Consider the following 18645-nt stretch of genomic DNA (forward strand, 5'->3'; position numbering starts at 1 on the left):
CCGCCCCCCGGCACAAAACCGCACTACTGCCAGCTCACCTCGCCTTTCGGCTCGTAGGTATTCACGTCGATCGGTGAATTCTGCTCGATAAACTGCTTCAGCACTTCCGCATCGATAAACCCGGTATTCACATAGCCCGGTTTATTGTCGATATGCGGATAACCGTCACCACCGGTAGCGTTAAAGCTTAATGTTGCCATGCGGTAGGTTTTGGCAGGGTCGACCGGCTCGCCTTTGATTTTGAGGTCGTTGAGCTTGCCGCCCTTTGCCACAAAGCTGACGTTGGCAAACTGCGGATAAGCGCCGGAGTCCGGCTTCATCTGCGCCACGGCGGTGAGATAGTCAATCACCTCTTTACCGCTCATGTCGACATACACCACGATGTTACCGAACGGCTGAACCTTCAGCACATCTTTATAGGTGATGTTTCCGCCTTCGATGGAGTCACGGATGCCGCCGCCGCTCATCACGCCAAAATCGGCATTTGTGCGCGCCATTTGTGCCGCCAGCACCAGATGCCCCATATTGGTCTGCACAAAGCGAACTTTGCTGCGGTCCCCTTCCAGACGACCATTCAGCGTACCAATCTTCACGTCCAGCTGCGCCTTGCCTTTATTCTGGAAGGGCGTCAGCAGGGAGAGCATCTGCGCGTTCTCAGCAATTTCTGGGGTGTAGAGTACGCGCTCACTTTTCCCGTCAGGGTAAGTCACTTTCTTCTTCAGGTTGACCGGAATGAGCTGATAGTGCACCAGCTTCATCTCGCCGTTACGGAACTCAAAGTCCGCACGCCCCACGTATTTACCCCACTCGTGCGCCTGCACAATCCAGATCCCGTTTTGACGGTCCGGTGCACACGGCGTGCCTGGCACGTAGTCGACCTGCTTTTTATTCTCTGACGCCATGCAGACCGGGTCTTGTGAATGACCACCCACAATCATCGCCAGCGAGCCCGCAGGCAGGCTGCGAGCCATCTCCACGTCACCCGGAGCATTCGAGCCGTGCTCACCGTTGTCGTAGTGGCCCATATGGGTGGTGGCAATAATGACATCCGGCTTTTCGTTCTGCTGCAATTCCTGAATGACCAGCTTCGCTTCGTCTGCCGGTTTACGGAATTCGATATCGGTAAAGAACTCAGGGTTGCCGATTTTTGCCGTATCGTCGGTGGTTAACCCGATGACCGCAATTTTCAGATCCTGACGCTTAAACAGCGCCCAGGGTTTGAACAGTCGCTCGCCGGTGCTTTTCTGGTAGATGTTGGCAGAGAGGAACGGGAATTTGGCCCATTTTTCCTGCTGACGCAGCACCGTCAGCGGGTTATCAAATTCATGGTTACCGACGGCCATCGCATCGTAGCCAATAAGATTCATGCCGCGGAAATCAGGCTCCGCATCCTGTAAATCAGATTCCGGCACACCGGTATTGATATCGCCCCCCGACAGCAGCAGTACGCTGCCTCCCTGGGCTGCCACCTCTTTACGAATGCCATCCACCAGCGTTTTTTGTGCCGACAGACCGTATTCGCCGTATTCACTGCGCCAGAAATGGCCGTGGTGATCGTTGGTATGCAGAATGGTGATTTTATAGGTTTTATCTTTTTCATAGGCCTGCACGGGCAGGCTAACCAGACCCCAGGCGGCAATCAGCGCCAGCGCGACGCTCCGCTTCATTAACTTCATCTTCTCTCTCCCTGACCAATAGACAAAGGCAAAAATTACAGTGACTAATAAGAATAGACAAATAAGTTTTCAGAATTGCGACTTTATTCAAATGTCACTGCCGGGTATGTTAGTTGGATAATAATTACACCCTGCATTTCTAATAACAAAAGACGTGGTATTCATCTCTATGGCAATCAGTGAATCAACCCAGCCCGTGTCTGGCGCTCCGGCGTCGCGCACCTCGTTTAAAGTGTTAGGCGCAATCAGCCTTTCACATCTGCTCAACGACATGATCCAGTCGTTGATTCTCGCGATCTACCCGCTGCTGCAGTCCGAGTTTTCATTAACGTTCGTGCAGATCGGGATGATCACCCTGACCTTCCAGCTGGCCTCCTCACTTCTGCAACCGGTCGTGGGCTACTGGACGGATAAATATCCTATGCCGTGGTCGCTACCGATTGGCATGTGTTTTACCTTGAGCGGGCTGGTGCTGCTGGCAATGGCAGGCAGCTTTGAAGCAGTGCTGATTGCCGCCGCGCTGGTGGGCACGGGGTCGTCGGTCTTTCACCCGGAGTCCTCACGCGTGGCGCGCATGGCCTCCGGGGGCCGTCACGGGCTGGCGCAATCGCTCTTTCAGGTGGGCGGTAACTTTGGCAGCTCCCTCGGCCCACTGCTGGCAGCGGTGATCATCGCTCCGTACGGCAAGGGTAACGTGGCGTGGTTTGTGCTGGCAGCCTTGCTGGCGATTATCGTGCTGATTCAGATCAGCCGCTGGTATGCCGCGCAGCATCGCGTGAACAAAGGTAAACCTAAAGCGAAGGTTATCAATCCCCTTCCTCGCGATAAGGTCATTCTGGCCGTCTCCGTGCTTCTGGTGCTGATTTTCTCGAAATACTTCTATATGGCGAGCATCAGCAGCTATTACACCTTTTACCTGATGCAAAAATTCGGATTATCGGTCCAAAACGCCCAGCTTCACCTGTTTGCCTTCTTGTTTGCGGTGGCTGCAGGGACGGTTATTGGCGGGCCTGTGGGCGATAAAATCGGGCGCAAATACGTCATTTGGGGCTCTATCCTCGGCGTGGCCCCGTTTACCCTTATTTTGCCGTATGCAAGCCTGGAGTGGACGGGGATTTTGACCGTGATTATTGGGTTTATCCTCGCCTCGGCGTTTTCCGCCATCCTTGTTTACGCGCAGGAGCTGCTGCCAGGCCGTATCGGTATGGTTTCCGGGCTCTTTTTCGGTTTTGCTTTCGGCATGGGCGGCCTTGGTGCGGCAGTGCTGGGCATGATTGCCGACCACACCAGCATCTTCCTGGTCTATAAAATCTGTGCTTTCCTGCCGCTTCTGGGGATGTTGACCATATTCCTGCCTGATAACCGCCATAAAGCGTAATATAACGGTCGCTAAAGTTTTACTTTGGCGACCTGACCCCCTGATGCCATAAGGGTTTCTTCTGCATCCCCCCGCCTAATTTATCAAAATGCGCTTTTTTACACGCATATTGCTGTTTTATTCAAACTTCAACAATTATTCATAAACATAACGGCAAAAATTGTCATAAACTATTACTCGGTTTTTGGTTTCTTAACCAAATGGAACACCCACAACGAAAGGAGACGGAATGCATCACGCCACACCGCTTATCACCACCATTGTTGGTGGACTTGTGCTCGCTTTTATCCTCGGCATGATTGCCAATAAACTGCGTATTTCGCCTCTGGTGGGCTATTTGTTAGCGGGTGTGCTGGCGGGTCCCTTTACGCCAGGTTTCGTGGCGGATACCAAACTGGCGCCCGAACTGGCGGAATTAGGCGTGATTCTGCTGATGTTTGGCGTGGGTCTGCATTTCTCACTCAAGGATCTGATGGCGGTAAAGTCGATCGCCATACCGGGAGCGATCGCACAGATAGCCGTAGCGACGCTGCTGGGAATGGCGCTTTCGACAGTGCTTGGCTGGTCGCTGATGACCGGTATCGTTTTTGGGCTGTGTCTTTCAACCGCCAGTACCGTCGTACTGCTGCGCGCGCTTGAGGAGAGGCAGCTTATCGACAGCCAGCGCGGACAAATCGCGATAGGCTGGCTGATTGTGGAAGACCTGGTGATGGTGCTGACGCTGGTGTTGCTGCCTGCCGTCGCCGGTATGATGGAAAAAGAGAGCGTCGGCTTTGCGACGCTGGCGCTGGACATGAGCATCACCATCGGGAAAGTGGTGGCGTTTATCACCATTATGATGCTGGTGGGCCGCCGTCTGGTGCCGTGGATCCTGTCCCGCAGCGCGGCCACCGGCTCCCGTGAGTTGTTTACCCTGTCTGTCCTTGCCCTGGCGCTGGGGATTGCCTTTGGTGCCGTTGAACTGTTCGACGTCTCCTTTGCACTGGGCGCGTTCTTCGCCGGGATGGTGCTGAACGAATCCGAGCTGAGCCACCGTGCGGCGCACGATACGCTGCCGCTGCGCGACGCCTTCGCCGTCCTGTTCTTTGTCTCCGTCGGGATGCTGTTTGATCCGATGGTTCTGGTTCAGCAGCCGCTGGCCGTGATGGGCACCCTGGCGATTATTATCTTTGGTAAGTCGGTTGCCGCCTTCTTCCTGGTACGGATGTTTGGCCACTCGCCGCGTACCGCTCTGACCATCGCCGCCAGCCTGGCGCAGATTGGTGAGTTCGCCTTTATTCTGGCGGGCCTGGGTATGGCGCTGAATCTGCTGCCGCAGGCCGGGCAAAACCTGGTCCTCGCCGGAGCGATCCTCTCCATCATGCTGAACCCGGTCCTGTTTGCATTGCTGGAAAAATACCTCGATAAAACCGAAACGCTGGAAGAGCAGACGCTGGAAGAAGCTATCGAAGAAGAGAAGCAGATCCCGGTGGATATTTGCAATCATGCCCTGCTGGTCGGCTTTGGCCGCGTAGGAAGCCTGCTCGGTGAGAAGCTGATGGCGCAGGGGATCCCGCTGGTAGTGATTGAAACATCACGTACCCGCGTCGACGAGCTGCGCGAGCGCGGCGTTCGCGCAGTGTTGGGCAATGCGGCAAACGAAGAGATCATGAATCTCGCGCATCTGGACTGCGCGCGCTGGCTGCTGCTGACCATTCCAAACGGCTATGAAGCGGGTGAAATTGTGGCGTCCGCACGTGAGAAGTGCCCGAATATTGAGATCATTGCCCGCGCCCATTATGACGATGAGGTGGAGTACATTACCGAACGTGGTGCGGATCAGGTGGTGATGGGTGAACGTGAAATTGCAAAAGCGATGCTGACGCTGTTAACGAAACCGCCGGTTGACGAGGTGGTGACGGGGTAAGCGTGCCTCCTGCAGCCCCTGACTGACCCTCTCCCACCGGGAGAGGGTACAAACACGAATACGGCAACCGCAAGGTTGCCGTTTTGCCTTTATCGGTCCCAGTAGGCTTCTTCGAGGCTATCTTCCCTCTCCGGCAGACCGCGGGTTAAGCGCGGCGAGTGCTGGTTCAGCACCTGATAACTCACGCGGTTCGCGTACTTACACACCTGTGCCAGCGACGAATAGGTCAGCCAGTTGAATTTGTGCTTGCTGGAATTCGGGACGTTGGTTTTATGGTAGGCATTCGCAGTGATGTCATGCAGCAGCGCCGCCAGTGCGCCATCTCCCGCGCCATTGGTGTTCATGATCTTTTCTGGCCCGCCCATATACGGCGCGATGTGGGAGTAAATACGCAGCGGGTTTTCGCAATCTTTATGGCGAATCGCGCGGCTGAACTCGTACTGGTTAAACTCGGCAATGGCGCCTGGCAGCAGTGGATGCTGCGTTTTGCGTTTGCTCTCTTCTTCCGTGAAGCCTGCCATATACAGCCCTACCGGTCCGGCAGTGCAGAGCACCAGATCGACCCAGTCGAGCGCTTTATCGGAGGCCAGCAGCGGATCGCTCTCGCCGGTCAACGCTTCAGCCTCTTCTTCGTTCATCGCCAGAATCGAGACGTGTTCCTTCAGGAAGGCCTGCCACCACTCGGGGTTGTCGGCTATCACGAATTTGGTACCCAGCGTCAGAACGACCGGCACATTGTATTTCTTCGCGTACTCAATCGCTTTCATGGTGGCTTCCGGCATCGGCTCGCCGGGTTTACAGCGCACCAGATACGACGTCAGCACCAGTGCAGACGCACCCGCTATCACCGCTTCCGGAATGCTCTCTGCACGCAGCTTATTCATGTGGCCGGGGCTGATGGCAAAGGTACGTTCGCCAGAATCGCTGATCAGCGTGAAGCAGCGGCCAATCGGCCCGTCAACGCCCTGAAGGTAGTTCAGATCGGTGCGGCTGGAGGTATTGCACAGGTAACGGTAGGCGTAGCCACCAATTTCGATGTTGCTGCACATGACGCCCAATAACACAGAGCGGTCGTCGGCAAGCACCGAGTAGTTGTGCATGGTGTTGCCGATAGTGCCACCGGCAAACTGATGGGTGATCAGGTTTTCACGCGTCAGCTCCTGATACAGGGCTTCGGCAACATCGTCCTCAATCACCAGCGAGTGACCGGCGCTCAGACCGTAACGAGCGACAAACGCATCATCCACTTTAGCTTCAATGTCCACCAGCGTCTGATCGATACCGACGACCCATGCGGCGCTGGTTTCATTTTCCGGCTGGATTTGCTGCAGGAGCGGATCGCGGGCATCAACGGGAAAGTAGTGTTTAGATTTGCGTTTACCGGGAAATTTCATGGGTCTGAACTGTGCAAGGATTATGGGCCGGGAATGGTAGCACAAACCCGGCCCATAGTGCGATCAGCGGCTGTTTGTCACCAGTGACACCATCATCTCGATATGCTCAGGCGAGTCGTTAAGGGCCGGAATGTATTCGTATTTCGTTCCGCCCGCCTCGAGGAAGAACTCTCTGTTCTGCACGGCAATCTCTTCCAGCGTTTCCAGACAGTCGGCGGAGAAACCGGGTGACATCACCTGGATATGTTTCACGCCCTTCTCACCGAGCATTTTGAGGGTTTCGTCGGTATAAGGCGTTAACCACGGCTCGCGGCCAAAACGCGACTGGAAGGTCATCATCACTTTCTCTGGCGGCAGGCCGAGGGCTGAGACCAGCTCACGGGTGGTGTCGCGGCAGCGCTGCGGGTAATCATCCCCTTCATTGGCGAAGCGCTGCGGGATCCCGTGATAGGAGAGCAACAGCAGATCCGGCTCGCCATGTTTTTCAAACGACGCGCGCGCGCTACTGGCAAGCGCTTTAATATAGCGTTCGTTATCGGCGTAATCGCGAATAAAGGTCACGCCAGGAATACGGCGGCGGGTCGCCAGAATACGAGCCAGCTCATCCCAGACGGCGGCAACTGTCGAGCAGGAATACTGCGGATAAAGGGCGAGCACCACAATGTGGTCGACGCCCTGCGCCAGCAGCGAGTCGACCGCGCTTTCCAGTGACGGTTTACCGTAGCTCATGCCCAGCGCGACGGGCATATCCGACAGGCGGGCGGCCAGCGCTTTTTCCTGCCGACGGCTATACACCATCAGCGGTGAGCCCTCTTCCATCCAGACGGACTGATAAAGCTTTGCGACACGTGGGGCACGAATCGGCAGAATGACGCCACGCAGCAGCGGCCACCACAACAGTCTTGGGGTATCCACGACGCGCGTGTCGCTTAAAAATTGTCGCAGGTAGCGTTTTACCGCTTCTGATGTCGGTGCATCTGGTGTACCCAGATTGGCAAGCAGGATGCCGGTTTTCGCCTGACTCATTCACGCCTCTTAACCATTTGAATGGTTTTCAATTGTAGCGGAAAAGCGTTTAAACGAAACCCATTGCTGCAATAGGTAAGATGAGAATTTTTCTCACCCGGAGAGCCCGGGTGAGAGAGGTGCAATTAGCCGAGGATTTTTTCCAGCTCTGCACGAACGTCAGCAACGGCTTTGGTGCCATCAACTTTCGCGTATTTGGTGTTACCCGCCTGCGCTTCTTTGGTGTAATAACCGATCAGCGGAGCGGTCATCTGATGGTATTCCACCAGACGTTTACGTACGGTCTCTTCCTGATCGTCTTTACGGGTGGTCAGCTCTTCACCGGTAACGTCATCTTTACCTTCAACCTTAGGCGGGTTGAATTTGATGTGGTAAACGCGGCCAGAGGCAGCGTGTACGCGACGACCAACAATACGGTCAACGATCAGCTCGTCCGGCACGTCGAACTCGAGCACGTAGTCCACGTTGATGCCCGCTTCTTTCATGGCATCAGCCTGAGGAATGGTGCGTGGGAAGCCGTCCAGCAGGAAACCGTTACGGCAGTCTTCCTGAGCAATGCGCTCTTTGACCAGAGCGATAACCAGCTCGTCGGTCACCAGCTTGCCTGCATCCATGATGTCTTTCGCTTGTTTACCCAGCTCGGAGCCAGATTTAACAGCGGCGCGCAGCATATCACCGGTGGAGATTTGCGGAATACCGTATTTCTCCATGATGAACTGAGCCTGAGTTCCTTTACCCGCGCCCGGAGCGCCAAGCAGAATAATACGCATTGCGAAAATCCCCTCAAAAGTCGATTCAATTTTTCAAAAGCGCTAAACAATACCACCAGAACGGATATGGCTCAAGGAAGGCAGGCGGGCTGAAACGGTTAATGAAGGGAGATTAACGGGAAGGAGCGGTCTGGTGCCCTCCCCCGGTCCTCTCCCACAGGAGAGGGAGAAGACCAGGGGGAGGCGGGTCAATTACGCCAGCAGCAGCGCATTCACACGTTTAATGAACAGGTTAGGATCTTCCAGCGTGCCGCGCTCGGCCAGCAGAGACTGATCCAGCAGAAGCTCAACCCACTCGGCGAAGCGTGCTTCGTCCTGCGTATCCGCCGCGCGTTTCACCAGCGGGTGATCCGGGTTCAGCTCGAAGATATACTTCACTTCTGGCATCGCCTGGCCCGCCGCGGCGAACAGTTTCGCCATCTGGGTGCTCATTTCATCCGCATCCGTGGTGACAATGGCCGGGGTATCAGTCAGACGGTGAGTGAAACGCACCTCTTTCACGCGATCGCCCAGCAGCGTTTTCACGCGCTCAACGAAAGGCTCCAGCGCCTTCTCCGCTTCTTTCGCGCTTTCGTCCACTTCATCGGCCAGCTTATCGATCGACTCATCGGCTTTGGCGACGGACTGGAACGCCTTACCGTCGAACTCGGTCAGGTAGTTCATCATCCACTCGTCGATGCGGTCAGACAGCAGCAGTACTTCGATGCCTTTCTTACGCAGCAGCTCAAGGTGTGGGCTGCTCTTCGCCGCGGCGTAGCTGTCGGCGGTGATGTAGTAGATCTTCTCCTGCCCTTCTTTCATGCGGGAGACGTACTCTTCCAGCGACACGGTCTGCGCAGAGGAGTCGGTGTGAGTGGAAGCGAAACGCAGCAGCTTAGCAATGGTTTCTACGTTGGATGTATCTTCCGCAGGGCCCTCTTTCAGCACCAGACCGAACTGTTTCCAGAAGGTCTGGTATTTTTCTGCATCGTCTTTCGCCAGTTTTTCCAGCATCTGCAGCGCACGTTTGGTCAGTGCATTACGCAGGTTGCGGGTGACGGTGCTGTCCTGCAGAATTTCACGGGAGACGTTCAGCGGCAGATCGTTGGAGTCAATCAGGCCACGCACAAAGCGCAGGTAGTTCGGCATGAACTGCTCGGCGTCATCCATGATAAACACGCGCTGGACGTACAGCTTCAGACCGTGCTTGTGATCGCGGTTCCACATATCCCACGGCGCCTGAGACGGGATATACAGCAGGCTGGTGTACTCCTGCTTACCTTCCACACGGTTGTGGCTCCAGGTGAGCGGATCGGTAAAGTCGTGGGCGATGTGTTTGTAGAATTCGTTGTATTCGTCGTCTTTAATTTCAGACTTATTGCGCGTCCACAGCGCCTGCGCCTTGTTGATTTTCTCCCAGGACACCACGGTTTCACCGTCTTTCTCTTCCTGTTTTTCAATCTCAACCGGCAGGGCAATATGGTCGGAGTATTTGCTGATGATGGAGCGCACGCGCCAGTCATTCAGGAAATCATCTTCGCCTTCACGCAGGTGAAGGGTGATTTCGGTACCGCGGTCCGCTTTGGTGATGTCATCAACGGTGTATTCGCCTTCGCCTTTAGATTCCCAGAAGACGCCGTGATCCGCACTGTCGCCTGCTGCGCGGGTACGTACGGTGACTTTGTCCGCAACGATGAACGCCGAGTAGAAGCCCACACCGAACTGGCCGATCAGCTGGCTGTCTTTCGCCTGATCGGAGCCCATTGATTCGAGGAACGCTTTGGTACCGGATTTAGCAATGGTCCCGAGATGGTCGATGACCTCGTCGCGGTTCATACCAATGCCGTTATCGGCGATAGTCAGGGTACGGTTCTCTTTATCGAAAGAGACGCGCACGCGCAGCTCTCCGTCGCCTTCGTACAGATCCGGGTTAGACAGGGCGCGGAAGCGCAGCTTGTCCGCCGCATCGGAGGCGTTGGAAATCAGCTCACGCAGGAAGATTTCTTTGTTGGAATACAGGGAATGGATCATCAGGTGCAGAAGCTGTTTTACTTCTGACTGGAAACCACGGGTTTCTTGTCCTTTCATCTATGTCGACCTCAACAATGCCATTTAATGGGGTTTTAAAACGTTGAGGGAGAGATGGGGATACGAGGGGAGAATTTCAAGCGGAGGCCGCGATTGCAGCCTCCGTTTGGTCAGAAAATAATCTTGTGACGTCCAGCCAGAGAGTGGGACAGCGTGGTGCCGTCCACCATCTCCAGCTCACCGCCCACTGGCACGCCGTGAGCGATGCGGCTGGCGTCAACGCCATACTGTGCGCACAATTCGGCGATGTAGTTGGCCGTAGCTTCCCCTTCCACCGTTGGGTTGGTGGCGAGGATCACCTCTTTGATCGTTTCGGACTCAAGACGCTGTTCAAGGCGATCGAGACCGATATCGTCCGGGCCAATACCGTCCAGCGGGGAGAGATGCCCCATCAGCACAAAATAGCGGCCAGAAAACTGCCCGGTCTGTTCGATGGCATAGATGTCCGCCGGACTCTCCACCACGCAAATCTGACCGTTTTCCTGACGACGCGGATTAGTGCAGATGTTACACACGTCCTGCTCGGTAAAGGTACGGCAATCCGCACAGTGACCAATTTCTGACATGGCACGGGTCAAAGCCTGCGCCAGGCGCATCCCGCCGCTGCGGTCGCGCTGCAATAGCGTAAACGCCATGCGCTGCGCCGACTTCGGGCCGACACCCGGCAGACAGCGCAGTGCTTCCATTAACTGCGTGAGCAGCGGACTGGTTTGCATCAGAATGGCATCTTGAAGCCAGGCGGCAGTTGCATACCGCTGGAAACAGAGGCCATTTTCTCTTTCTGAGTTTCATCGATACGGCGCGCAGCATCGTTAAACGCGGCTGCAACCAGATCTTCCAGCATGTCTTTGTCGTCTTCGAGCAGGCTTGGGTCGATTTCAACGCGACGGCAGTTATGCGCACCGTTGATGGTCACCTTGACCAGACCGGCACCGGATTCACCCGTGACTTCCAGCTGAGCGATCTCTTCCTGCATTTTCTGCATTTTTTCCTGCATCTGCTGAGCCTGCTTCATCAGGCCACCCAGACCGCCTTTTCCACCAAACATAGGCTTCTCTCTTCTTTCACGTTTAAGGATTACAACCGTAAGTCAGACTCACGATCAAATGGGGCGAATACTCTCTTCATCCAGATCGGCGTCGAAGAACCGGCGCAGAGTCTGGATATTGTTATCCGCGATAATCGACTCGCGCGCCTGCGCGAGCTTCTCTTCATAAATCGCCTGACGCCATTCCAGTGGCGTTCGCACCGCCGGATTATCATCTTCAATGATAGTCAATTCAACCGGTGCACCGTGTAATGCGGTGAGCGCCTCGGCCAGCGCTTTTTGCGCGCCAGGGGAATTCAGATGCCGCTGACCCGGTCGCAGGTGTAAACGTACCTGATGACCGTCCTGCTCTTTCCATGCATTCAGCGCGACCTGCTCAACCAGCTTCGGCAACTGCAGTTTACTGACCTCTGCGGCCCACGCGTCACGCTCAATAGACTCTTCGGCAAGTTTCGCGGAAAGCTCAGGTGTTTTTTCATGCTCCAGCGCCTTTTTTAGCGCTTTCGGTGTGGCAACTTCTTCTTTCACCTCTTCAACGAGGGTCGTTGCCTTCCAGCGGTAAGCCTCTTCTTTCACCGGGGCTTTTTGCTCGAGCGCGGACGGTGCAGGGCGCGACTGAACGCGCTCCGTAACCGAAGCCAGTCGTTCAAGCGCGGCGTTGTTCACCGGCCGCGCTCTTCCTGGCGCTGCCGGTTCACTCTTTTTTGGTTTGGTTGCTCCCTGAGCACGTTGCAACTGGCTTCGTGCGGCAAGCACCGAACTGGTGGCCTCCGGTAGCGGTACGTTCTGCTGTGGGGGAGCCGTCGGCTGCGGTGGCACCTGCTGAGGCGACATCACCGCAGTGGGGGCGACCGGAGCAAAAGACTGTCGGGGCACTTCCGGCTCCGGCAGAGGCATGCGCGGATGGAACGCCAGCGCACGCAGCAGGGTCATTTCAACGCCCATCCGGGGATCCGGCGCAAACGGCAGCTCTTTGCGGCCAATCAGCAGCGTCTGGTAATAAAGCTGCACGTCAGCCGGTGGGACGGTGCGCGCAAGTTCACGCATCGCGGTGTTCAATAACCGCCATATCGGCACCGATGGCTGACGGAGAAAGCTGCAGCATCGCCACGCGGTGCAGCAGACTCAGCATCTCAACCAGCAGCGCTTCCCATTCAATGCCCCGGGCAGCCGCGGCGTTCACCAGCGACATGACGCGTTCACCGTTGGCGGCGATCATCGCTTCGATGAGAGAAAGCGCCTGATCGTCATCCAGCGTGCCGAGCATGGTGCTGACCGCGTCGGTCGAGAGTTTACCGTCACCGCTGGCAATCGCCTGGTCGGTGAGACTTAAGGCATCACGAAGGCTGCCATCTGCCGCGCGGGCAAGCAGCTGCAGGGCGCGCGGTTCGTGGACAATCTTCTCTTCATCAAGAATATGTTCAAGCTGAGCGCGGATCTGCTCGACGTCCAGCGCCTTCAGATGGAACTGCAGGCAGCGCGACAAAATAGTGACCGGCAGCTTTTGCGGATCGGTGGTCGCCAGCAGGAATTTCACATGCGCGGGCGGCTCTTCCAGCGTTTTCAGCAGGGCGTTGAAGCTGTGGCGTGACAGCATGTGCACTTCATCGATCAGGTAGACCTTGAAGCGGCCACGCGCCGGCGCGTACTGCACGTTGTCGAGCAGATCGCGGGTATCTTCCACTTTCGTGCGCGAGGCGGCGTCGATCTCAATCAGATCGACAAAGCGCCCCTGCTCAATTTCACGGCAGTTGTCACACACGCCGCACGGCGTGGCGGTGATCCCGGTTTCGCAGTTCAGACCTTTTGCCAGCAAACGGGCAATAGAGGTCTTACCGACGCCGCGGGTGCCGGAGAAAAGATAAGCGTGATGGATGCGACCTAGCGACAAGCCGTTCGCCAGGGCCGTCAGCACATGCTCCTGACCGACAACGTCAGCAAAGGTTTGTGGTCGCCATTTACGGGCTAACACCTGATAACTCATGGGCAGGCTCTGCAACGCTGGAAGGTGAATTTATGGAGGGGAATGCTATCACAACCTCACCCATTGAGCGAGGTTGTGAAAACCGGGATTAATGACCCGGGAAAGGCACCAGGCTGTAGCTGGTAATGCCCTGTTTTTCCAGGCGCTGTTCGCCACCCAGATCGAACAGGTTAATGATGAATGCCGCGTCGGTCACTTCACCACCCAGACGACGGATCAGCTTCACGGTCGCTTCAATCGTGCCGCCGGTCGCCAGCAGATCGTCAACCACCAGCACTTTATCGCCAGGCTTGATCGCATCAACGTGGATTTCCAGCTGATCGGTGCCGTACTCCAGTTCGTAGCTCTCTGCGATGGTTTCACGCGGCAGTTTACGCGGTTTACGCACCGGCACAAAGCCAACACCCATTGCCAGCGCGACCGGCGCGCCAAACAGGAATCCACGGGCTTCGGTACCCACTACTTTGGTGATCCCGGCGTTTTTATAACGCTCGACCAGCAGTTCAATGCTGAGCGCGTACGCTTTCGGGTCTTCCAGCAAGCTGGTGACATCACGGAAAAGAATGCCAGGCTTTGGATAGTCCTGGATACTTTTGATGCTGTTTTTCAGATATTCAAGCTGCTGTGCAGTTGCGGTCATCGGTTTGTGCCTAAATGAAACAGTGTTACTCACAGCGCGCAACGAGTCGGCCAGGGTAACAATTGTTTAACCTTTGACCAGGCGCAGCTGTGCTCGAAAACGGTCGAATTTACTGGCTGCGCGCAATAATTGCAACAGCCATTATAAGGCTTCAGTGCTTTTGTTGCTTTTCATCAACCACGGGGATCCGCCACATAAAGAAAAGCAGACAGGCGAGGATCGTCAGCAACAGAATGCGCACCCACATCATTTTCACCAGCCATAATGAAATGGCAAAGGTAATCAGGATCACCGCGATTGCACGCGGCTTCGCACCGGGCGGCATTGCCCGATGTTTTTGCCAGTGGCGCAAATAGCCGCCAAACCAGGAGCGGTACAGCAGCCAGTGGTGAAAGCGCGGCGATGAACGGGCGAAGCACCAGGCTGCCAGCAGGATAAAAGGCGTGGTGGGCAATAAGGGCAAAACCACGCCCAGCGTGCCTAACACTACCGCGAGCCAGCCAATGATGATTAAAATAGTACGCTGCATAATGCGAATCGTTATCAAACTGAACGGCTACTTTACCACTGGAGAGCGTATTGAAAACAGCCCTGCTTCTGGAGACGCTGCAAAATCAGCTGTCCACCCTGCGCGCGCAGGCTACGCCGTTAATGGGGCATGCTACGCTGAAGCCGCGCTTTGACCGGCAGCTTTTTCGTACCCGCAGCACGCGCATCCAGGATTATGTTGATGAGGCGCAGATGAATCTTGATGAGTTGCGCCACGCGGTTGAGAACAATCAACAGCAACAGGTCGCCTGGCTTGCGGAACATCTCACCGAGCAGATCACCGCCCTGCACCGTGAAATGACCGCCTGGCCGCTACGCGTCTGGGACAGCGCGTCGCCGGGTCTCGGTAAATGGCAGCGCAAGCGGCTGGAGAACCAGGAGTTTGCGCGCCGTCTGTTTGAGATGAAGCAGGAGCGGGAAACGCGCCTGAACGCAAGCGAGACGCTGGAAGAGCAGCAGTTATTAATGCGAGAGGTTAGCGCCCTTGAGGGCCGCATCGTTCGTTGCCGTCAGGCACTGGATGAAATTGAACGCGTCATTGAACGTCTGACCCGTTAACAGGAGCCGTAAATGTCACTGGAAAATGCACCCGATGAGGTCAAGCTGGCCGTCGATTTGATTATGCTGCTGGAGAATCATGACATCCCTGCCCAGACGGTGCTGAAAGCACTTGAGATAGTGAAGACGGATTTTGAAGGCAAGGTGAAGGCCAGTCGCCTTCACCCTGCCCCTCTCCCACCGGGAGAGGGAACCTGAATTACGCCGGGGTAGGATCGTCACCCTGAATCTCGCGCTTCACTTCCGTATGCTCGTCACCTTTCTCGTTACGCAGGTGAACTTCAAGCTGGTTGAAGGCGATGTTAATGTTGTTTTCACGGCACAGACGATCGATAGTGCGGTTCAGCTCATCCACGGTGTAGCTGCGATCGCGCAGCTCACGCACGTATAACCGCAACTCGTGATCCAGCGTGCTCGGCCCAAAGGTGGTGAAGAACACATCTGGGGCGGGCTCGTGCATCACCTTAGGATGCGATTTCGCGGCTTTTAACAACACCTCTTTCACTTTATCCAGATCGGAGCCGTAGGCTACGCCCAGTCGAATGACGACGCGCGTTGTGGTGTCGGAGAGCGACCAGTTGATCAGTCGCTCGGTGACGAACGCTTTGTTCGGGATGATCACCTCTTTGCGATCGAAGTCGGTGATGGTGGTGGCACGAATACGGATCTTGCTGACCGTTCCCGAGAAGGTGCCGATGGTGACGGTATCACCGATACGCACCGGACGTTCGAACAGGATGATCAGACCGGAAACAAAGTTACCGAAGATCTCCTGCAAGCCAAAACCGAGACCGACAGAGAGCGCGGCCGCCAGCCACTGCAGTTTATCCCACGAGACGCCAAGCGATCCAAAGACCGTCATCGCCCCGACAATAATAATGACGTAGTTGAGGATGGTGGTGATGGCATACGACGCCCCCTGACGCAGGTTCAGACGCGACAGCACCAGCACTTCAAGCAGGCCTGGCAGGTTTCGAATCAACGCCCAGGCTACCACTGACGACACCAGAGCAAAGAGCAAGCTGCCCATGGTCACGCTTTTCATTACCGCGGCGCCCGCTTCGGTGCCGTTGTATTGCCAGAGGGTGATACTGTCGAGGTAGGCAAAGACGGTGATTAAATCAGACCAGATCGCCCAGAACATCACCGCAAACAGCGCGATCATCACCAGCATGGTGATACGCAGTGTCTGCTGGTTAACCTGCTCCAGCGCGATGGTTGGCTCTTCCTGTGGCTCCGCGCCTTCGGCCCCCTCCTTCACCTGATGCTGGCGACGCGCGATGGCACGACGATAAGCGATGCGGCGAGCCGCCACGCTCAGGCCACGCAGTACGGTCTGATAGAGCAGGTTCCAGACGATCACCAGATAGACGGTTTCAATCCAGCGTCCGGACAGGCGCAACGTGGTATAGAAGTACCCCGTCGCCGTGAGCACCATCAGTGCCAGTGGAATAATCGCCAGTACCGTCACGGTGGCCAGACGAATGTTGTGAGACTCTTTATCCCGCCAGCTGTCGCGGCACATCGGCCACATCAGGATGGCAATGAGCAGCAGGTTCAGCAAAATAACCAGCTGGCCCATGACATCGTCCATCAGGTGCAGCGGAGACAGCTCAGCGACGACGGACCAGAAGTGCAGCGGCAACAGCGCCAGGCTGACGCGTACAATCTGACGACGCCAGTGGCTGGTCAGTTGCGCAGGCATGTTGAAATGACGCACCGCAACGCCGTCTTTTTCCAGCACTTTCCAGCACACGCCAAACACCAGCCAGAACAGGGCCAGTTTTTTACTGAACGCCCACAGCAGGTCGCTGATGTTGAGCTGCATCGTCAGCAGGATAAGCCCCACCGCCAGAATAATCAGGCAGACCGGCAGCGCGCGGATCAGATCGATCAGAATCGCTTTTGGCGTGTGCAGCTGGCTGTCGTTACGCAGTTGCCCCACTTCAGACGCCAGCTTATCCTGGTATTTCTTCAGCCAGCCCAGACGCCAGCGGATCAGGCCAGCAATCAGCAGCAGCGGGAGCCCCGCCAGGAATGCAATCATCACCGCAGGCCAGGCTTTCTCCCAGTTTACGGTGATTTTCATGCTCTTAATCTGCGCCTTCAGCGTTTCAGGGAAGGATTTAATCCAGTCCCAGTCCATCGGCTTATTGCTGTTAACCCAGAAAATCTGCTGGGTCAGGATCTCCTGCAGACTTTTCGACACGCTCACCAGCTGTTGCTGGTTGATCTGCAGGTTAATCGCCATCATCAGCTGGTTGCCGAGCTGTTTGTTGAGCTGGTCGAGCAGCTCGCGGCGCATATCCACAACCTGCAGCAGGGCGTCGTGAACTTCCGGGTTCACTTCACTGGAATGGCCTTCTTCCAATTTGGCGACAAACGTATCGCTCTGGAAAAGGGCGTCGCGCTGCTGGTTCACATCGAATTGTTCCAGACGCAAATCCGCAATGCGGTTGGTCATGTCCTCGAGCTCATCGGCGGACGGCAGCGTCTGCTGTTGCTGGTAGAGAATACGCGACAGCAGCAGGCTGCCTTTCAGAACCGCAATCTGCTCTTTAATGTTGCGTTCAGCCTGCAGCGCGCGGTCCAGCCAGTTTTTCACTCTGATATTTTGCTGAACCAGCGAGTTACCGCTTTCTGTTGCCAGTATCAGGCGCTGGCTCAGCTGATGGTTAGCCTCGAGCTCCTGTTTCACCAGCGGGTTCGCCTGAATGCGGGCAGTTTCGTCCGGTGAGACGGCTTCCTGAGCCGTTTTCTCCGTCAGCGTAAGGCGCTTACTGTTAACCGCCTCCTGCAACAGCTGAAGCTGATGTTCCAGACGATTAATGTTCGCCGTTACGTAGTCGCGCTGCTTCTGGAGCGTATCCTGCAGCACCGTATTCCCTTCCAGGCTTTTACGCTGCTGTTCGATTTGCGCATTCAGTAAGGCCTGCTGCACCAGCAGCAGCGTTTGCTGCGTTGGGCGCAGGGTGCCTTCGCCAACCGACGTACCGTTCAGACGGTTGCGGATCTGCTGCAGCTGCTGAGAGGCGGCGTACATCGCATTTTGCACGCGCTCGGGCTGGGTTTGCAGGGAGACAAGCTGGCTGTTGTACGTGCCGAGATCGGACTGCGCCGTTTGCAGATCGTCGAGCAGCTGTGCGACGCGCGATTCCAGCTGACGCAATGACAGGGTCGCGAGCGTTTTACGGGTTTCGTCGTCATTATCCACATCGCTCAGGGCATTCAGCGATTCCGTGGCCTTACGCATGTTTTCAGGCGCCTGCGCCACTTTCTGCCGAAGCTGTGTGGTTTCCGCTTTAACACGCTCAATTTTATCAAGCGTTTCCAGCGTCTCCGTCAGATCCTGCTGAACGAGCTTATCCAGAGCAGAGAGATCTTTTTGTTTATTCAGGGTGTCGAGTTGCGACTGAACATCACTGCGTGAAGGGATGTCATTGTTGTTATCGGCGCGGGCCCAGGAAAGCGGTGCCGTTGCGAAGAAAAACAGCGTCGCCAATAAAAATACAAGAACAGGATGTTGCGAGCGATTGGTGTGCAGCATAGTTGTGAATGATGTCAGAAGATGACCGAAAATAGTCCGGCGTGCAGGATATCACGCTCGCCTGAAGCAGAATAGCGCGAACGTGAGCCTCTAAGAGAAATC

The 18645-nt window shown here is 55.9% G+C and carries 14 protein-coding genes, 1 pseudogene and 1 other annotated feature; of the genes and pseudogenes, 4 read left to right on the forward strand and 11 right to left on the reverse strand.

Annotated elements, in window-relative coordinates; all coding sequences use genetic code 11:
- Positions 1 to 23: 23 nt before the first annotated feature.
- A complete protein-coding gene (ushA, locus tag QE396_RS11680; RefSeq protein WP_025204836.1) occupies positions 24 to 1676 on the reverse strand; it encodes a bifunctional UDP-sugar hydrolase/5'-nucleotidase UshA in 1653 nt (550 codons plus the stop codon).
- Between the two features lie 169 nt (positions 1677 to 1845).
- Here ushA and QE396_RS11685 point away from each other — a divergent pair, with 169 nt between their 5' ends.
- Together QE396_RS11685 and ybaL are read left to right on the forward strand one after the other, a co-directional pair.
- Positions 1846 to 3054, forward strand: a complete 1209-nt coding sequence (locus QE396_RS11685; protein WP_032677549.1) for an MFS transporter — start codon at positions 1846 to 1848, stop codon at positions 3052 to 3054.
- 229 nt (positions 3055 to 3283) lie between these two features.
- Positions 3284 to 4960 (forward strand): YbaL family putative K(+) efflux transporter, encoded by a 1677-nt coding sequence (gene ybaL, locus QE396_RS11690; protein ID WP_014168917.1) that lies wholly within the window; start codon positions 3284 to 3286, stop codon positions 4958 to 4960.
- Positions 4961 to 5049: 89 nt separating this feature from the next.
- On the opposite strand, the gene QE396_RS11695 is transcribed toward ybaL, so the two are convergent.
- The 9 genes and pseudogenes from QE396_RS11695 to QE396_RS11735 all read right to left on the reverse strand — a co-directional run bounded on the left by QE396_RS11695 (position 5050) and on the right by QE396_RS11735 (position 14418).
- Entirely contained in the window at positions 5050 to 6354 is a 1305-nt protein-coding gene (locus QE396_RS11695; protein ID WP_020885178.1) for an inosine/guanosine kinase, read from the reverse strand.
- A gap of 63 nt (positions 6355 to 6417) precedes the next feature.
- Positions 6418 to 7380, reverse strand: a complete 963-nt coding sequence (gene hemH / locus QE396_RS11700) for a ferrochelatase (protein ID WP_020885179.1) — start codon at positions 7378 to 7380, stop codon at positions 6418 to 6420.
- 125 nt (positions 7381 to 7505) lie between these two features.
- Positions 7506 to 8150: an adenylate kinase gene (gene adk / locus QE396_RS11705; protein WP_006809841.1), complete on the reverse strand. Its 645-nt coding sequence runs from the start codon at positions 8148 to 8150 to the stop codon at positions 7506 to 7508.
- Between the two features lie 192 nt (positions 8151 to 8342).
- Positions 8343 to 10217, reverse strand: a complete 1875-nt coding sequence (gene htpG, locus QE396_RS11710; RefSeq protein ID WP_020885180.1) for a molecular chaperone HtpG — start codon at positions 10215 to 10217, stop codon at positions 8343 to 8345.
- Between the two features lie 110 nt (positions 10218 to 10327).
- Positions 10328 to 10933 (reverse strand): recombination mediator RecR, encoded by a 606-nt coding sequence (recR, locus tag QE396_RS11715; RefSeq protein WP_006809843.1) that lies wholly within the window; start codon positions 10931 to 10933, stop codon positions 10328 to 10330.
- Complete coding sequence (locus QE396_RS11720) at positions 10933 to 11265, reverse strand: YbaB/EbfC family nucleoid-associated protein (protein WP_010428194.1); 333 nt, start codon at positions 11263 to 11265, stop codon at positions 10933 to 10935. Before QE396_RS11720 ends, recR begins: the two co-directional genes overlap by 1 nt.
- A 54-nt stretch (positions 11266 to 11319) precedes the next feature.
- A pseudogene (dnaX, locus tag QE396_RS11725) lies at positions 11320 to 13249 on the reverse strand (DNA polymerase III subunit gamma/tau).
- Positions 11926 to 11990, reverse strand: a sequence feature (DnaX frameshifting element). It overlaps the preceding pseudogene by 65 nt.
- Positions 13250 to 13337: 88 nt before the next feature.
- Complete coding sequence (apt, locus tag QE396_RS11730) at positions 13338 to 13889, reverse strand: adenine phosphoribosyltransferase (RefSeq protein WP_000127359.1); 552 nt, start codon at positions 13887 to 13889, stop codon at positions 13338 to 13340.
- 151 nt (positions 13890 to 14040) lie between these two features.
- Positions 14041 to 14418, reverse strand: a complete 378-nt coding sequence (locus QE396_RS11735; protein WP_020885182.1) for a DUF454 family protein — start codon at positions 14416 to 14418, stop codon at positions 14041 to 14043.
- A gap of 50 nt (positions 14419 to 14468) precedes the next feature.
- On the opposite strand from QE396_RS11735, the gene priC reads away from it, so the two are divergent.
- Complete coding sequence (gene priC, locus QE396_RS11740; RefSeq protein WP_020885183.1) at positions 14469 to 14996, forward strand: primosomal replication protein N''; 528 nt, start codon at positions 14469 to 14471, stop codon at positions 14994 to 14996.
- Positions 14997 to 15008: 12 nt separating this feature from the next.
- Positions 15009 to 15194 (forward strand): pleiotropic regulatory protein RsmS, encoded by a 186-nt coding sequence (gene rsmS, locus QE396_RS11745; RefSeq protein WP_020885184.1) that lies wholly within the window; start codon positions 15009 to 15011, stop codon positions 15192 to 15194.
- Position 15195: 1 nt separating this feature from the next.
- Here the strand turns inward: rsmS and mscK are convergent, their stop codons facing one another.
- Positions 15196 to 18543 carry a mechanosensitive channel MscK gene (mscK, locus tag QE396_RS11750; protein ID WP_014168907.1) on the reverse strand — a complete coding sequence of 1116 codons (3348 nt, stop codon included), beginning with the start codon at positions 18541 to 18543 and terminating at the stop codon, positions 15196 to 15198.
- Positions 18544 to 18645: the final 102 nt, after the last annotated feature.

This window comes from Enterobacter sp. SORGH_AS_0287 (genome assembly GCF_031453695.1).
Taxonomy (GTDB): domain Bacteria; phylum Pseudomonadota; class Gammaproteobacteria; order Enterobacterales; family Enterobacteriaceae; genus Enterobacter; species Enterobacter ludwigii.

Coding starts and splice junctions, on each gene's coding strand:
- ushA (WP_025204836.1), bottom strand. CDS start 1,676: ATGAAGTTAATGAAGCGGAGCGTCGCGCTGGCGCTGATTGCCGCCTGG.
- adk (WP_006809841.1), bottom strand. CDS start 8,150: ATGCGTATTATTCTGCTTGGCGCTCCGGGCGCGGGTAAAGGAACTCAG.
- rsmS (WP_020885184.1), top strand. CDS start 15,009: ATGTCACTGGAAAATGCACCCGATGAGGTCAAGCTGGCCGTCGATTTG.
- htpG (WP_020885180.1), bottom strand. CDS start 10,217: ATGAAAGGACAAGAAACCCGTGGTTTCCAGTCAGAAGTAAAACAGCTT.
- recR (WP_006809843.1), bottom strand. CDS start 10,933: ATGCAAACCAGTCCGCTGCTCACGCAGTTAATGGAAGCACTGCGCTGT.
- QE396_RS11685 (WP_032677549.1), top strand. CDS start 1,846: ATGGCAATCAGTGAATCAACCCAGCCCGTGTCTGGCGCTCCGGCGTCG.
- QE396_RS11695 (WP_020885178.1), bottom strand. CDS start 6,354: ATGAAATTTCCCGGTAAACGCAAATCTAAACACTACTTTCCCGTTGAT.
- mscK (WP_014168907.1), bottom strand. CDS start 18,543: ATGCTGCACACCAATCGCTCGCAACATCCTGTTCTTGTATTTTTATTG.
- ybaL (WP_014168917.1), top strand. CDS start 3,284: ATGCATCACGCCACACCGCTTATCACCACCATTGTTGGTGGACTTGTG.
- hemH (WP_020885179.1), bottom strand. CDS start 7,380: ATGAGTCAGGCGAAAACCGGCATCCTGCTTGCCAATCTGGGTACACCA.
- QE396_RS11735 (WP_020885182.1), bottom strand. CDS start 14,418: ATGCAGCGTACTATTTTAATCATCATTGGCTGGCTCGCGGTAGTGTTA.
- QE396_RS11720 (WP_010428194.1), bottom strand. CDS start 11,265: ATGTTTGGTGGAAAAGGCGGTCTGGGTGGCCTGATGAAGCAGGCTCAG.
- apt (WP_000127359.1), bottom strand. CDS start 13,889: ATGACCGCAACTGCACAGCAGCTTGAATATCTGAAAAACAGCATCAAA.